Annotated in this window: 14 protein-coding genes; 1 reads left to right on the top strand and 13 read right to left on the bottom strand. The window is 62.7% G+C overall.

From position 1 onward, the window contains the following. Positions 1-9: 9 nt before the first annotated feature. The 4 genes from QMF81_RS09210 to ileS are packed head-to-tail and all read right to left on the bottom strand — an operon-like array spanning position 10 to position 4256. Positions 10-228: a PLD nuclease N-terminal domain-containing protein gene (locus tag QMF81_RS09210; protein ID WP_281750513.1), complete on the bottom strand. Its 219-nt coding sequence runs from the start codon at positions 226-228 to the stop codon at positions 10-12. Further along, complete coding sequence (locus QMF81_RS09205; RefSeq protein WP_281750512.1) at positions 200-970, bottom strand: prolipoprotein diacylglyceryl transferase family protein; 771 nt, start codon at positions 968-970, stop codon at positions 200-202. The genes QMF81_RS09210 and QMF81_RS09205 overlap by 29 nt, the downstream gene beginning before the upstream one ends. Then, positions 946-1449: a signal peptidase II gene (lspA, locus tag QMF81_RS09200; RefSeq protein ID WP_281750511.1), complete on the bottom strand. Its 504-nt coding sequence runs from the start codon at positions 1447-1449 to the stop codon at positions 946-948. Before lspA ends, QMF81_RS09205 begins: the two co-directional genes overlap by 25 nt. Beyond that, a complete protein-coding gene (gene ileS, locus QMF81_RS09195) occupies positions 1446-4256 on the bottom strand; it encodes an isoleucine--tRNA ligase (protein WP_281750510.1) in 2811 nt (936 codons plus the stop codon). The genes lspA and ileS overlap by 4 nt, the downstream gene beginning before the upstream one ends. A gap of 185 nt (positions 4257-4441) precedes the next feature. Between ileS and dksA the strand changes: the two genes are divergently transcribed. Continuing rightward, the gene (gene dksA / locus QMF81_RS09190) at positions 4442-4804 is read left to right on the top strand and encodes an RNA polymerase-binding protein DksA (RefSeq protein ID WP_281750509.1); all 363 of its coding nucleotides are present in this window, start codon (positions 4442-4444) and stop codon (positions 4802-4804) included. Between the two features lie 15 nt (positions 4805-4819). Here dksA and lpxI read toward each other — a convergent pair whose 3' ends face one another. From lpxI to lysS, 9 genes are read right to left on the bottom strand one after another with little or no spacing between them, the layout of a single operon-like run. Next, complete coding sequence (gene lpxI, locus QMF81_RS09185) at positions 4820-5689, bottom strand: UDP-2,3-diacylglucosamine diphosphatase LpxI (protein ID WP_281750508.1); 870 nt, start codon at positions 5687-5689, stop codon at positions 4820-4822. A gap of 18 nt (positions 5690-5707) precedes the next feature. After that, on the bottom strand, positions 5708-6499 hold the full coding sequence (gene lpxA / locus QMF81_RS09180) for an acyl-ACP--UDP-N-acetylglucosamine O-acyltransferase (protein ID WP_281750507.1): 792 nt from the start codon (positions 6497-6499) through the stop codon (positions 5708-5710). Between the two features lie 11 nt (positions 6500-6510). Then, positions 6511-6981, bottom strand: coding sequence for a 3-hydroxyacyl-ACP dehydratase FabZ (gene fabZ / locus QMF81_RS09175; RefSeq protein ID WP_281750506.1), 471 nt, complete (start codon positions 6979-6981; stop codon positions 6511-6513). After that, positions 6978-8024 carry a UDP-3-O-(3-hydroxymyristoyl)glucosamine N-acyltransferase gene (lpxD, locus tag QMF81_RS09170; protein ID WP_281750505.1) on the bottom strand — a complete coding sequence of 349 codons (1047 nt, stop codon included), beginning with the start codon at positions 8022-8024 and terminating at the stop codon, positions 6978-6980. Before lpxD ends, fabZ begins: the two co-directional genes overlap by 4 nt. Before the next feature lie 14 nt (positions 8025-8038). Then, positions 8039-8548, bottom strand: coding sequence for an OmpH family outer membrane protein (locus QMF81_RS09165; RefSeq protein WP_281750504.1), 510 nt, complete (start codon positions 8546-8548; stop codon positions 8039-8041). A 30-nt stretch (positions 8549-8578) separates the two neighbouring features. Continuing rightward, positions 8579-11257: an outer membrane protein assembly factor BamA gene (gene bamA / locus QMF81_RS09160; protein WP_281750503.1), complete on the bottom strand. Its 2679-nt coding sequence runs from the start codon at positions 11255-11257 to the stop codon at positions 8579-8581. Further along, positions 11247-11927 (bottom strand): ABC transporter ATP-binding protein, encoded by a 681-nt coding sequence (locus QMF81_RS09155; RefSeq protein ID WP_281750502.1) that lies wholly within the window; start codon positions 11925-11927, stop codon positions 11247-11249. Before QMF81_RS09155 ends, bamA begins: the two co-directional genes overlap by 11 nt. Continuing rightward, positions 11920-13173 (bottom strand): lipoprotein-releasing ABC transporter permease subunit, encoded by a 1254-nt coding sequence (locus QMF81_RS09150; RefSeq protein WP_281750501.1) that lies wholly within the window; start codon positions 13171-13173, stop codon positions 11920-11922. The genes QMF81_RS09155 and QMF81_RS09150 overlap by 8 nt, the downstream gene beginning before the upstream one ends. Before the next feature lie 12 nt (positions 13174-13185). Then, positions 13186-14691, bottom strand: a complete 1506-nt coding sequence (gene lysS, locus QMF81_RS09145; protein WP_281750500.1) for a lysine--tRNA ligase — start codon at positions 14689-14691, stop codon at positions 13186-13188. Between the last annotated feature and the right edge of the window lie 79 nt (positions 14692-14770).

The raw sequence follows: 14770 nt of genomic DNA, 5'->3' as shown, positions 1-14770 counted from the left end.
TTCCTTCGGTTAGGGTTTGCGGGCGCGTTTTCGTCCCGAGAGCACATAACCAATGCCACCGAGTACCGGCAAGATGATCTGGGCCACGAGCCAGGCCATTTTTTCCGTGCTGGAGGGGAAGTCATGGCGGTAGATGTGGGCGATGGCCCAGAGGTTGGGGAGGATGGGGACAAGGAGCAGGGGAATGGCGTAGATGAGTTTATCGGCTGGAATTTCCGCGATCCACATGGTGCCTCCGAGTTTTGAAGATCCCGACGCCTGCCGCGGCGTAGAAGAGCGCCGCAAATCCGCGGGCATAGAGCGTGTCCGCAGACGACGCTGCCTGAAGGGGAAGAAGCCCTGCCTGAACACCGCCCCAGACTATGAGGAAAACGGCAGCGGCCGTGCCCGGCTGGCGCGAGAGCCGGTCGCGTCCGGCACACAGCACCGCAAAAAGGCAGATGGCCAGAAGGGAAAAGTAAATCGGCGTGGGGTGCATGGGGACAAAGAGCGGTCCAGCAGCTTCGGGGTGCACCAGACGGATGCCCCAAGGAAGCGTGGTCGCCGGCCCGAAGCCGCAACCGGCAAAGAGGCAGCCGATGCGGCCTACGGCTTCGCCCAGGGCTGCGGCAGAGGCCAGGGCGTCGAGCCAGCGCCAGAGGTCTGGATGCCGGGGGCCGATGGCGGCAAGGATGCACGCTCCGCCCATCAGGGCGCCTGTGGCATAGAGGAGTCCTCCGCGCCACAACAGCAGCATTTCTTGCGGGTTTTCCCAAAAATAGGCCGGGTGGAGCAGGACGTAGCCCATACGGCCACCCACCGTTGCCCCAAAGACAGCGGCAAAGAGCAGCAGGGCAATGCGGCCCTCGTCGAGGCCGCGCAGGCGGGCCTCATGGGCTGCCCAGGCGGCGGCCGCAAGGAAGCCCGCCGCCAGAAAGACGCCGTAGGCGTACAGGGTATACGGGCCTATGTGGAAGAGGACTGGGTGCATGGGCCTTGCCATTGGGCGATAACTAACAGCCCCACGCCCACACAAATGGCGCTATCGGCCACATTGAAGGCGGGCCAGTGCCAGTCGCCCACGTAAACGTCGAGAAAGTCCACCACCGCTCCCAGGCGTAGACGGTCGATGAGGTTGCCTACGGCCCCCCCGAGGATCGCCCCGAGGCCGAGCGGATAGAGCCAGCCACGGTTGTCCTTGCTGCGGGCGAGCACCCCTAAAAACACTATCGCGGCCAACGTGATGAGGACGAAGAGGGGCTGCTGCCAGGAGACGTCCCATCGGTTGAGGAATCCAAAGGCCGCGCCCCGGTTTTGGCTGTGCACGATCTGGAAAAAGCCGGGGATAAGGCTCGGGCCCACCCCCCAAAGGGGGATCGATGCCTGGACCCACGCCTTGGTGAGCTGATCGAGCAGGGTCACGCCCGCGGCAACCCCGAGGATCCATGACCACCGGTGCGGGAGCTTCACGCCGCCATGCCTCGGAGGGCCGCCGCGCACCGCGGACAGGTATCGGGATACGCCGCGTCCTGCCCGACCGCTTCGTGGAAGATCCAGCAGCGGGCACATTTGCGCCCGTGCGCCGGCGCCACCTGGATCCAGACGTCCTTGAGGTCTTCGCAGACCACAGCATCCTTCGGGGCTGGGGAGGTGTGGACGCTCAGTTGGCTCACGATGCACAGTTCCTGGAGATTGATACCGGCCTGCGCCATCTGGTCCGCCATCGGGGCAGGGACGAAGATTTCCACTCGGGCCTCCAGGGAGTGGCCGATCTCCTTGGCTTGGCGTTTGGCTTCCAGGGCCTTGGCCACCCCGGCGCGCAGCGTCATGAGGGCCTCCCAGAGCTCCTGCTCCTCGGTCGAGAGCTTGGGGTCCATGAGGAAATCTTGGCGCAAGGCAAAGATCGTGGGCACATTGGGGCGCTGGGCCTGCGGCAGATGGAGCAGGACTTCCTCTGCCGTGAAGCTTAAAATCGGCGCCATGTCCGTCACCATGGTCATGAGAATGGACCAGAGCGCGGTTTGGGCCGAGCGGCGTTTGGGGCTGTCTTTGGCCTCAGCGTAGAGACGGTCCTTGAGGATGTCGAGGTAGAAGGAGCTTAAGTCCGTGACGCACAGGTTGTGCAAGTGGTGGTAGATGCGGTGGAACTCGAAGTCCGTGTAGGCCGCTTGCATGGCGGCGTGGCGTTTGCCGGCCAAATGCAGGGCGTAGCGGTCCACAGGTTCCATGGCGCCGGTGGGCACCGTGTGGGTCTGGGGATCGAAGTCATGGAGCACGCCGAGGATGAACCGGCACGTATTGCGGATCTTGCGGTAGGCGTCCACCAGGCGCGAGAGGATCTCGTCGGAGATGCGCATGTCTTCCTGGTAGTTTTCCGAGGCCACCCACAGGCGCAGGATCTCGGCGCCGAATTTCTGGATGATCTCTTGCGGCGCCACCACATTGCCGATGGACTTGGACATCTTACGCCCTTGGCCGTCCACCACGAAGCCGTGGGTGAGCACGGCCCGGTAGGGGGCGGTGTCGCGGGTGCCGATGCTGGCGAGAAGCGAGGAGTGGAACCAGCCGCGGTGCTGGTCCGTGCCTTCCAGATAGAGGTCGGCGGGGAAACCGCATTCGGGCCGGCCTTCGAGCACCGCAGCGAAGCTGGTCCCGGAGTCGAACCAGACGTCGAGGATATCGTCTTCTTTGACCCAACGACTGCCCTGGCAATGGGGACAGGTGAGTCCTTGGGGCGCCAGTTCCTCCACCGGGGTCTCAAACCACAGGTCCGCGCCGGTGGGATGCTGGGCGAAGCGCTCGGCAATGTCTGCGGCCCATTGAGGATCCATGTAGGCCTCGCCGCAGTCCTCACACAAAAGGGCGATGATGGGCACGCCCCAGAGACGCTGGCGGGAGATACACCAATCCGGCCGGGAGGCGATCATGTTGTGGATGCGCTCCCTGCCCCAGGCAGGGATCCAGCGCACGGCGGAGTCGATGGCCCGCAGGGCCTTGCCGCGCAAGTCTGCGTGTTCCATGCTGATGAACCACTGGGTGGTGGCGCGGAAGATGACGGGCTTTTTGCAGCGCCAGCAGTGGGGATAGGAGTGGGTGATACGTTCCTCGGCCAGGAGATGGCCGCGCTCCCGCAGCACTTCGATCACCTGGGGATTGGCCGCAAAGACGTGGGCGCCTCCAAAGAGCTCGACGCTGGGCAAAAAGCGCGCTTCGTCGTCCAAGGGAGAGAGGATGTCGAGGCCGTAGCGTAGGCCGGTCTCGTAGTCCTCGCGGCCGTGCCCCGGGGCGGTGTGCACGCAGCCGGTGCCGGTATCCAGGGTGACGTAGTCGGCAAGCACGACGGGCGAGGGCCGGTCGTAGAAGGGGTGGCGGGCGACGAGGCCTTCCAGGGCCGCGCCGTCGATTTCCGCGAGGATGCGCGGGTCCTCCCAGCCAAAGCGGGAGGCGCAGTCCCCCAGTAAATCTTTAGCGAGGATGTAGACGCTGTCGCCGGCGTGCACCGCAGCGTAGGTCGCTTCGGGGTGGACCGCCACGGCCATGTTGTCGGGGATGGTCCAGGGAGTGGTGGTCCAGATGACGATAAAGGCCGGAAGTCCTGCCGCCGCAGGGATACGGCGCGCCAATTCCGGCAGCGGAAAGCGGACGTAGATGGACGGCGAGGTGTGATCCCCGTACTCCACCTCCGCCTCGGCCAAGGCGGTTTGGCAGGAGCCGCACCAATAGATGGGCTTTTTGGCGCGGACCACGGAGCCGCGGGCGGCGAAGCGGGCCAACTCACGGGCAGTGGCGGCTTCATAGTCCGGGGTCATGGTGAGGTAGGGCTTGTCCCACAGGCCGAAGACCCCAAGGCGGCGGAATTCCTCTCGCTGGATATCCAGGTAGCGGAGCGCGTACGCCCGGCAGCGGCGGCGGATTTCCATGGCCGGCAGGGAGGATTTCTCCGCCCCCAGTTCCTGCTCCACCTTGAGTTCGATGGGCAGGCCATGGCAGTCCCAGCCGGGGACGTACTGGGCTTGAAAGCCATTCATGTTGCGATGTTTGACGATGATGTCCTTGAGGATTTTATTCATGGCCGTGCCCAGGTGGATGTGGCCGTTGGCATAGGGCGGGCCGTCGTGAAGGACGTAGGTGGGTCGGCCGTCGCTGGCCGCGACCATGGCCGCGTAGGCATTGGTCTCCTGCCAGCGGGCGAGGATCTTGGGCTCGTTGTGCACCAGGTTGGCCTTCATGGGGAAGGTGGTGGTGGGAAGATTGAGCGTCGATTTGTAGTCGTTCATGGATGGGCTCCCAAAGAGCATAAAGTGGCAAGAAGGAAAAGATTTGCGGAAAGGACGAGGTGAAGTCAAGGAGCAAGGGCTCAACATCTAACACCCAGGGATGCTTTTCTTTTCTGTCGGCTTTACTTTTTTTGCTTTCGTGATTAAGTGGCACTTTCTTACCTACCTGTGTGAGGAGGCCAGCCATGGAAGCAAAAGACCTGGAGTACTTCCGCCAGCTCTTGACGGAGATGCTTGACGACATCCAGCGGCAAGGCGAGGCAACTCTTGAGGATATGTCGGAAAATACAGAATACTACGCCGATCCTGCGGACCGGGCGTCCCTGGAGTCGGACCGGACGTTCATGCTGCGCCTGCGCGACCGGGACCGGAAACTCGTCAAGAAGATCCGCGAAGCCTTGTCGCGCATTGAGGATGGGACGTTTGGTATTTGCGAGATGTGCGGCGAGGAAATCGCCATCGCCCGGCTCAAGGCCCGGCCGGTGACGACGCTGTGCATCGAATGCAAGAGCCGTCAGGAAGAAGAAGAGCGCCTGCGCGGCGACTAGCGGGCGAATTTCGTTTCAGATCCCTTCACGATGCTCTCTCGCACAGGGATTCCCTGTGCGATTGCTTTTTTCAGGAGCGCAGCCCGCATACCCGACCACGGTGATCCGGTGATCGTGGGCCAGACGCAGGGCCGCTTCCAGATCGAAGAAAAAGCTTCCGCCTGCTTCCACCGCCAGGCAGCTCGCCTGCACCATGGCCATGGCCTCAATGGTCCCGCGGCCTACCGCCGGCAGGTCCAAGGCCCGGTCCTGGCCGGGCTTGGCCCGCTTGACCACCACGGCCCCTGGGCCACCGAGTTTTCCGGCGCGGGCGATGGCCTGGTTCGTGCCTTCAATGGCTTCCACCGCCAAGACCACGCCGTCACGGACGATGACGCATTGGCCCACGTCCCATTTGCCCACGGCCCCGGCGATTTCCCAGCCGAGGGCGATGTCCGTCCATTGCTGCTCTGTGGGCTGGGTGCGGGTGAGCACCCCTTGGGGCGTGATGAGGTGAGGCAGGAAGGTATCCGCCCCCACCACCTGCCAGCCTTCGGCCTCCAGGGTTCGGCGCACGGCCCGCAGGATGGCATCGTCGCCGCGGCTGCGCAGCGAAAGCAGGAGCCGGGCGGCGCGAAAATCCGGGACCAGGGAGAGGGCGCGCGGTTTATGGATGGGGCCGGCAAAGACGATGTGGCTGACGCGCTGCTTGCGGAAAAAGTCGATCAGTGCGCCGAGCTGTCCAAGACGCAGCCACGCAAAGGCGTCGCATGCTTGGGGCAGGTCGGTTTCGGTGTCCGGCGCAAACCCCACCCCCACCACGCGCCAGCCTTGGTTGCGGGCCGCGGCGGCAATGGCGTGGGGAAAGCGGCTGCCGCCTGCCACCAGGCCGAGGGTCGATGGCATCCGCTGGTCCTCGAGGTCCTAGAGCCGCTCCGGCGTGATGGTGCCCCGGGTGCTTTCCCGCACAAAGCGCAGGAGTTCCATGACTGGGGCGATGTGCCCGAATTCGGTTTCCACCTGCTGCAGGGCCTCGTTACGTTCCTTGTGCGAGCGCCACAGGATGCGGTAGGCGGCCTTGAGACCGCTGATCTCCTCGGCGGTGAACCCATGGCGCCGGAGTCCGATGAGGTTGATGCCGTGCAGGCTCGCCCGTTCGCCTACCGCGAGCATGTAGGGCGGTACATCTTGGGCCACGCCGGTCTTGCCGCCCACAAAGGCAAAGTCTCCGATACGCACGAATTGATGGGCTGCGGAGAGCCCGCCCATGACCGCGTGGTTGCCGACGATGACGTGGCCGGCCAAGGTGGCGGCATTGGAGAAGACGTTGTGATCCCCCACCTGACAGTCATGGGCGATGTGGGCATAGGCCATGATGAGGTTGCCGGAGCCGATGCGCGTCACCCCGCCGCCGCCTTCGGTGCCGCGGTGGATGGTGGAGAACTCGCGGATGCGGTTGTTGTCGCCGATGAGGAGATGGCTCTCTTCTCCGTGAAACTTGAGGTCTTGAGGCTCCCCGCCCACGCAGGCCATGGAGTGCACATGGTTGTTGGCGCCCATGGTGGTGAAGCGTTTGATTTGGGCCGCGGCATCGATGATGCAGCCATCGCCGATGGCAACATGCTCTTCGATGATGGCATAGGGCCCGATGGTGACGTTTTCGCCCAAAGCGGCGCTTGGGTGCACGATGGCAGTGGGGTGGATGGAAACGGGCATGCGCTGTCCTTCTAGTCGTCTTCTCGGGGAGCAATGGTTGCGGTGAGGATGGCCTCGGCCACGACCCGCTCGTCCACATGGGCCTCGGCCTCGAATTTCCAGAGCCCTAATTTGTGCTTGATGTAGCGCACATGCAGGTGGAGCTGATCGCCGGGAAACACCGGACGCCGGAAGCGCACCTTTTCCATGCCGCTGAAGAGGAAGAGTTTGTTCGAGGTGTCTTCCGCAGGCAGGCTCTTGATGACCAAGATGCCGCCGGCTTGCGCCATGGCCTCGAGGATGAGCACCCCCGGCATGACTGGATAGGCGGGGAAATGGCCCTGGAAAAAAGGCTCGTTGATGGACACACTCTTGATGGCGTGGATGCGCACCATGGGCTCCATGTCCAGCACCCGGTCGACCAAAAGAAACGGATAGCGGTGCGGGAGGAGATCCAGGATATGGCGGCTGACGATTTCGCCGTGATCGGGTTTGGTCTTCATGTGGGATCCTGTGGTGAGGCGTGAACGTCGAGGGCTTGGCGCAGGGCTTCCACTTCCTTTTCCAGGCGGGAGAGCCGACGCCGCCACTGTGGAAGTTTGGGCGTAATTTGGGAGACGCGCAGAAACGTGGCATGGGGCATGGCAGGGATGCCGCTCATGTCGGTACCTGGGGGCACGTCTTGTCCCACTCCCGACTTGGCGCCGATGCGGCAGCCGTCGCCGAGGTGGATGTGTCCGGCCACGCCCACTTGGCCGGCCAAGACGACACCATTGCCCAAGGTGGTGGAGCCGGCGATGCCCACCTGCGCCACCAGCATGCACTGCTTGCCCACCTGGACGTTATGGCCGAGCTGCACCAAATTATCGATCTTGGTGCCCGCACCGATGCGGGTCTCGCCCAGGGCAGCGCGGTCGATGGTGGTGTTGGCGCCGATCTCCACATCATCCTCCACCACCACGCGGCCGATCTGCGGGAACTTGACCACACCCGCAGCCGAGGGGGCAAAGCCGAAGCCGTCACTGCCGAGCACCGCCCCGGCGTGGATGATGACTCGGTCTCCCAGCACCGTCCCGGCCATGAGGCTCACGTGTGGGGCGAGGCGGCAGTCGGCACCCACCTGGCAGTCCTCCCCCACGTACACCCCAGGAAAGAGGACGCTGCGCGGCCCGATGACCGAGCGTGGGCCCACCACCACAAAGGGGTAGAGGGTCGCTGACGGGTCCACCTGGGCCGTGGGATCCACCTGCGCCAAGGGGCTGACGCCGCTTGCCCACCCCTGAGGCCGGGCAAAGAAGTTCACGGCCCGGGCGAAGTCGAGATAAGGTTCAGGGCTGATCACGAAAGAGCGCCCTTGGGTCACCATTTCCGGCCGGGCCACTACCGCCCCGGCGCGGGTCGTGGCCAACTGCGCGGCGTATTTGGGGTTGGCGAGAAAGGAGAGATCCTCGGGCCCGGCCTCAGCCAGGGTGGCTACGGAAGAGATCTCCTTGTCGTCGCCGACGAATTCACGGCCCAGGGCTTGGGCGATTTGGGAGAGTCGCATGGTCGTCCCCACGCTTACGGCATGGCCTTGTTCATTTCCGCAATGATGGTTTCCGTGAGGTCAGCCTCCGGGGCCACGTAGGTCACCCCGCTTCCCTGCTTATCCAGGATGGCGGTGTAGCCGTTGCGTTTGCCGTAGTCCTGGATGACTTGCACCAGCTTTTCCAGGATAGGTTTGGAGAGTTTCTGCTCTTCCTGCTGGAGCTGGGCTTGGTAGCCTTGTCCCATGTCTTGGAAATCGCGTACTTTTCGTTTGAATTGGGTCTCTTTGTCCAGTTTGGCCTCTTGGCTGAGCATCATGGCCTGCTTTTGCAACTCTTCTTTCATGGTATCCAATTCTTTTTTCTTGGCGTCCAATTTCTCTTTCATGCCCTGGAACTTGCCTTTGAGCTCATTCATGGCGCGTTTGCCGGCTTCGCATTTGGCAATGACCGCAGGAACATTCACAAAGCCGATTTTTCCTTCCGCAAGAGCACAAGATGCGACGAGGCAAAGGGCTATCATCATGATAAGAATGCGGTACATAGGATACTCCTTCAAAGTTGGTGATGTTGCTTAGAAAAATTGGCCCACGGCGAATTCAAAGCGGCCTTTACGCTTTTCCCCTTCGATCTCATCCAAGGGATAGCCGTACTCCAGGCGCAGCGGCCCCAAGGGGGAGTACCAACGGATGCCAGCCCCGACGCTTTTGTAAAGGTCGAAGTCCAGGGACTCGTCTTTGTCCCACACCTGACCGGCGTCGAAGAACACGACACCCATGATCCCCATCTCCTTGTGGATGGGGAAAAGGTATTCGAGGTTGGTGAAAAAGCTTTTGTAGCCGCCTTTTTCCGAACCTTCTTTATAGCCGCCTTGGGCGTCGATGCTCGTGTATCGGGGGGAGATGGTGCGGGTTTCATACCCGCGCACGGAGTTCATGCCCCCCAAGAAAAACCGCTCGAAATGCGGCACGTCGTCCGAGGTGTTCTCATGGAGAATCCCTCCTTGGGCATGGGCATGGAACACGGTGCTCCAAAAGAGCGGGAAGTACCAATTGGTGTCCGCGATGTATTTGACGAAGTTGTCGTCGCCCCCCAGGATGCCGCCGGAGTATTCCACGGAAAGGGTGTTGACGCTTCCCTTGGACGGGTTGATGCGGCGGTCGGTGGTGTCGCGGGTGATGCGGGCATAGAGGGCGCTGGCCCAGTTTTGGCCTTCAATGTCTTTGATCTCCTGGTCGGCGTCGTCGTCCACGTCTTCAATGGTGTAGCGCTCCAGACGGTAGTTCCAGGAAAGCTGGGTGTATTCGCCCAAAGGATAGCCGAAGAGTAGTCTGCCACCCATGCTTTGGCGGTCATAATCCGTGTATTCGTCCATGGTGTTATAGAGCGAAAGGCCGACACCCAAATCCGTATCTTGGTAATGCGGGTTCCAGAAGGTAGCGGTGTAGTCCGCGCTCTTGGAGCTGATGGTCCCCTTGAAGCCCAACTGGTACCCCATGCCAAAGAGGTTGCGTTCCAGGATTTGGCCGGAGAAGAAGATCTTGGAATAGGTGGAATAGCCTGCACCAGCTGCGAGCACGCCGGTGGATTTTTCTTTGACTTTCACGCGCAGATCCAAGGTGTCCGGGCGGGCCGTGGGTTCGGGGATGATTTCCACGGTCTCGAAGAAATCGAGCTTGGTCAGCCGCGCATTGGAGCGCCGCAGCAGGGCCCCGTTGAAGAGATCGCCGTCGGCAAGCCGCATCTCGCGGCGGATGACGTTGTCGCGGGTGCGGGTGTTGCCCTGGATGATGACCCGGCCGATGGACATCTTGGGCCCTTTGCGCAGCACGTAGGTCACGGCCACGGTCTTGGTTTCCTCGTTGCGTTGGAGGTCGACGTCCGCTTCGGCAAAGGCATAGCCGAAGGTGGAGTAGTGGTCGGAAAGGGCGTTGAGATCGCTGCGAATGACGGAGCGATCGAGGAACTCTTTGCCCTTGGCCATGTCGTCGAGTTTGGTGATCTGGGCGAGATCCGTGGCATTGGTGAGGATATCGCCGTTGAAGACAACGCGATCCACCCGGTAGCGGTCGCCCTCCTCGATCTGGTAGGTGACGACGATGCCGTCGTCGGTGAACTCCACCTTGGGCTGGCCTGCCCGGGCGTTGAGGAATCCGCGGTTGGCATAGTACGCCTCGATGGCCGCGGCGTCCCGGTCGAGCATCTCTTCGCGCAGGACGCCGCTGCCGGTGATCCAGGAGAAGATGCCCCTCTCGGAAAGGGCCAATTGGTCTTTGATCTCCGAGGCGGAAAGCTGCTTGGCGCCCTGGATGACGATTTTTTCCACGTAGAGTTTCTTGCCTTCGTGCACGGCAATCGTGAGCCGCGCCCGATGGGAGTCCGTGGTCTGGATGCGGTAGTCCACGGTGGCGGTGTAGTAGCCTTTTTTCCGATAGAGTTCGCGGATCTTGTTCATGTCTTCGGCCAAGACCTTGAGGTTGGCCACAGACCCGGTCTTGGTGCTCATGGCGGCCAGGACGTCGTCGGCATCGATTTCTTCGGCCCCTTCCACGTCGATGGCTTGAACGATGGGCTTTTCTTGCACGGTGACCACGAGGCGCTTGCCCTCGCCGTCGTCTTCGGCATCGATGCGCACATCGTCAAAATATCCCAATTCATAGAGGCGCTTGACTTCCTGGCCCAGGGCCTTGGGATCGAAGGGATCGCCTTTTTGCGTCTTGAGCCGCAGCAGGATCACGTCCTTGTCCAAGGCCACGGTGCCCCGCACTTCGATGCCGGTAATGCGGCCTGCCCCCGAAAGTCCGTCCATGATGGCGCGGGCCAGGTCTTCCACCGCCGGCAGGAGCTGGATGACCCCCCCGGTCTTGGAGGCAAAGACCGGCCGCGGCGGCTTGGCACCGGTGGCATCCACCACTCGGGCATCAAGGCTGATGGCGTCGCCGACCTGAGAGAATGCCCCGTAGACCGCATATTTGGCACCGGCCCGGCGGGCGAGTTCGGCAACTACACCCAGATCGAGGAATTGGATCTCATGGCGGGCGAGGAGCGTGTCCACCTGGTCCTGGGAGACGACGCTCAGCCCTTGGGCTTTGAAGCGGTCGGCCAAGAGGCGGGGGATGTCTTCTTCCAGAGAAGCGAGATTTGCGTCGCCATGCACGGCAAAAGGCAGGACCATGATGGAGTCTGCGGCAAAGGCGTGCGCGGTCAATCCCAAGATACACCAGAGCACAAGAACGACCAGATTACGCGGCATAGAGTTCTCCAGCTCGCAACTCCCACCGTGTGCGCATGCTGGCGGCGAGTTGGGCGTTGTGGGTGACCACGATGAGGGTCATCCCGTGTTGGGCGTTGAGACGGAGCATCAACTCGTGGATGCTTTCCCCGGTGCGGGCGTCCAGATTGCCGGTGGGCTCGTCGGCCAGCAGGATCTGCGGCCGCTGCAACAAGGCGCGGGCAATGGCCGCCCGCTGGCGTTCTCCACCGGAGAGGGTGGTCACCCGGTGGTGGAGGCGGTGGCCAAGGCCCACGTCCTCCAGACACTCCCTGGCCCGGGCCATGGCCTGGGCCGCGGAAGTCCCCGCAATGAGGGCGGGCATAGCCACATTTTCGAGCGTTGTGAACTCCGGAAGCAGGTGATGGAATTGAAACACAAAACCCATGCACGCCCCGCGCATGCGGGCGCGCTCCATTTCGTTGAGTTTGCTGATGTCGCGGCCTTGGAAAAGGATCCGTCCACTTGAGGGCGTGTCGAGCCCGGCGATGAGGTGCAGCAGCGTGCTCTTGCCGGAGCCCGATGCCCCCACGATGGCCACGGACGCTCCTTTTTCGATGTCCAGGCAGACCTCCCGCAGCACGGTGATGGTCTCCTCGCCCTGAACAAAGCTCTTGGTGACGTGCGCAAGGCGGATGAGCGGCTCACTCATGGCGCAAGGCCTCCGTGGGATTGAGGCGGGCGGCCTGTCGCGAGGGGTGCAGCGTGGCCAGAAAGCAGAGCAGCATGGCGCACACCCCAATGGCGGTGAGATCCAGGGCCTGGAGCTCCACCGGGAGATGATCGAGGTAGTAGACGTCGGCAGGGAGCTTGATGAACTGGTACCGGGACAGCAGGCCGCATACGCCAAGGCCCAGGGCAAAGCCCAGGGTCGTGCCGATGCAGCCGATGATGAGCCCTTGGATGACGAAGATGCGGCGAATCTGCGTTCGGGTAGCGCCCATGGCCATGAGCACGGCGATGTCCTTGGTCTTTTCCATGACCATCATCACCAAGGTGGTGACGATGGAAAAGGAGCCGACGAGCACGATCATGACGAGGATCACCGCCATGGCCGTCTTTTCCAGCTTCAGGGCGGCAAAAAGGCTCTGATTCATTTCGATCCAATGGCGGACGTACAATGGTGCGCCGCCCAGGGATTGCGCCACATGGGGGGCAAGGCCCTCCACGCTGTTGATGTCCGCCACCTTGAGTTCGAGCCCGGTGACGGCGTCGCTCTCCAGCCCCAGGAGGGCCTGGGCTTGTGGGATGGCCACGAACACCAGGGAGGAGTCGTACTCGTAAAGGCCTGAGGCGAAGATCCCGGCCACGGTGAAGGAGACGATCTTGGGGGTGAACCCCGCCACGGAGCGCTTGCCGCTGGGCGCGAGCACCTGCACCGTACTGCCGAGGCCGACGCCGAGCCGGGCGGCCAGTTCCTTGCCGAGGACGATGCCCGGGTGCGGGGTGCGCTGGGAGAGACCGGCAAGGCTGCCGGTCATCATGTCCCGCTCCACGGAGAGCACCGTGCCCGCGGTGGCGGGGTCGATGCCACGGACCACCACGCCTTTGACGCCGCCGGTGGGGCTGGAAATCATGGCCTCGGCGTAGAGAAAGGGCGTTGCCCCTACCACGCCGGGCACGTGCGTCGCCTTGTGGACCAACGGCTGGTAGTCTTCCACGAGACCGTCGGCGGAGAGCACGAGCATGTGGGCGTTGAGCCCGAGGATCTTCTGCCGCAGGTTGGTGCCAAAGCCGTTCATCACCCCAAGCACCACGATGAGGGCAGCGACGCCCAGGGCGACCCCTGCCACGGACACCACCGAGATGACCGAGATGAACGTCTGCTGGCGCTTGGCCACGAGGTAGCGCACGGCCACGAAGGTTTCGAAACCGAGGCGCGAAAAGAGGGCGGACACAGGGGCTCCAGGTCAGGAGGCTTCGGGGCGCAGCAGCGGAAACAGGATGACCTCGCGGATGGACGGGGAATCCGTGAGCAGCATCACCAAGCGATCAATGCCAATGCCCTGGCCTGCGGCCGGAGGCATGCCGTATTCCAGGGCGCGGATGTAGTCTTCATCCATGACATGGGCCTCGTCATCGCCCTGGGCGCGCTCGCGCACCTGCTCTTCGAAGCGCTCCCGCTGGTCCACGGGGTCGTTGAGCTCGGAGAAGGCATTGGCCATCTCCTGGCCGCAGATGAAGAGCTCGAAGCGGTCCGTGATGTCGGGATTGGCGTCGTTCTTGCGCGAAAGGGGCGAGATGTCCGTGGGATAGCCATAGATGAAATGGGGCTGGATGAGGTTGGGCTCCACGAGGTTGTCGAAGATCTTGGCCTGGAGCTTCCCGAGTTTTTCCTCTTTGCCCACGGGCTCTCCCAGGCGCAGGACGAATTCCCGGCAGCGCTGGGGGTCGAGAAAGGTCTCCGGCGCCACCTTGCCGATGCGTTCCAAGGACTCGTGAAACGACAGCCGCGTCCACCCACGGGCCAGATCGATGGCGTGGCCTTGGTAGGTGACCGTCGTCGAGCCGGTGACGGCCTGGGCCAGAGAGGCGAAGAGCTCCTCCGTGAGGTCCATGAGGTCCTCGTAGGTGGCGTAGGCCCAGTAGAACTCGATCATGGTGAATTCGGGGTTATGCTTGGTGTCGATGCCCTCGTTGCGGAAATTGCGGTTGATTTCGTACACCCGTTCGAACCCGCCCACCAAGAGCCGCTTGAGATAGAGCTCTGGGGCGATGCGTAGATACAGGTCCATGTCCAGGGCGTTGTGGTGGGTGATGAACGGCTTGGCCGCCGCGCCGCCAGGGATGGGCTGCATCATGGGCGTTTCCACTTCCAGGAAGCCCCGCGCATTGAGAAAGTTGCGGATGAACTGGATGATGGCCGTGCGCTTGCGGAAGATCTCGCGGGAGCGTTCGTTGACCATGAGGTCCACGTAGCGCTGGCGGTAGCGCAGCTCCACGTCCTTGAGACCGTGGAATTTCTCCGGCAGCGGCCGCATGGATTTGGTGACGAGCCGCACCCAGGCCGCCTTGATGGTGAGCTCGCCGGTCTTGGTGCGAAAGAGGGTGCCGTGGATGCCGACGATGTCCCCGATCTCGAATTTTTTGAAGATATTGTATGCATCGGCCCCAAGATCGTCGCGCTGGGCATAGACCTGGATGCGGCCGCTGACGTCCTGAATGTGGAAGAACGTGGCCTTTCCGAAGGAGCGCAGGGCCATGATGCGGCCGGCCACGGTCACGGGATTCGAAGCGGCCTCCAGGGCGGCGGCGTCTTCCTCGCCATGGGCGGCGAGGATGTCCGCCACCAGGTGGGTGCGCCGGAAATCGTTGGGATACAGGGCGATGCCGGCGTCGCGCAAAAACTTGGCCTTTTCTTTGCGGTGGCGAAGAATTTGGGCTTCGGTGGCTATGGAGGAAGTCTCGGTATTCAAGGAAGTACTCCGGAAAAAACAACGTGCGGCCGTATGGCCTAAGGGCCTCGGGCTACGGAAAAAGCCTGGAGGCGTCAAG

Source organism: Thermodesulfomicrobium sp. WS (assembly GCF_027925145.1).
In the GTDB taxonomy this organism is placed as follows: Bacteria; Desulfobacterota; Desulfovibrionia; order Desulfovibrionales; family Desulfomicrobiaceae; genus Thermodesulfomicrobium.
The sequence above is the reverse complement of the archived record's forward strand: the minus strand, read 5'-3'. Positions and strand labels throughout refer to the sequence as shown.

What these genes read in the sequence shown, in the direction of transcription:
- QMF81_RS09210 (WP_281750513.1), bottom strand. Translation starts at nt 228, where the DNA reads ATGTGGATCGCGGAAATTCCAGCCGATAAACTCATCTACGCCATTCCC.
- QMF81_RS09205 (WP_281750512.1), bottom strand. Translation starts at nt 970, where the DNA reads ATGCACCCAGTCCTCTTCCACATAGGCCCGTATACCCTGTACGCCTAC.
- ileS (WP_281750510.1), bottom strand. Translation starts at nt 4,256, where the DNA reads ATGAACGACTACAAATCGACGCTCAATCTTCCCACCACCACCTTCCCC.
- dksA (WP_281750509.1), top strand. Translation starts at nt 4,442, where the DNA reads ATGGAAGCAAAAGACCTGGAGTACTTCCGCCAGCTCTTGACGGAGATG.
- lpxI (WP_281750508.1), bottom strand. Translation starts at nt 5,689, where the DNA reads ATGCCATCGACCCTCGGCCTGGTGGCAGGCGGCAGCCGCTTTCCCCAC.
- lpxA (WP_281750507.1), bottom strand. Translation starts at nt 6,499, where the DNA reads ATGCCCGTTTCCATCCACCCCACTGCCATCGTGCACCCAAGCGCCGCT.
- fabZ (WP_281750506.1), bottom strand. Translation starts at nt 6,981, where the DNA reads ATGAAGACCAAACCCGATCACGGCGAAATCGTCAGCCGCCATATCCTG.
- lpxD (WP_281750505.1), bottom strand. Translation starts at nt 8,024, where the DNA reads ATGCGACTCTCCCAAATCGCCCAAGCCCTGGGCCGTGAATTCGTCGGC.
- QMF81_RS09165 (WP_281750504.1), bottom strand. Translation starts at nt 8,548, where the DNA reads ATGTACCGCATTCTTATCATGATGATAGCCCTTTGCCTCGTCGCATCT.
- bamA (WP_281750503.1), bottom strand. Translation starts at nt 11,257, where the DNA reads ATGCCGCGTAATCTGGTCGTTCTTGTGCTCTGGTGTATCTTGGGATTG.
- QMF81_RS09155 (WP_281750502.1), bottom strand. Translation starts at nt 11,927, where the DNA reads ATGAGTGAGCCGCTCATCCGCCTTGCGCACGTCACCAAGAGCTTTGTT.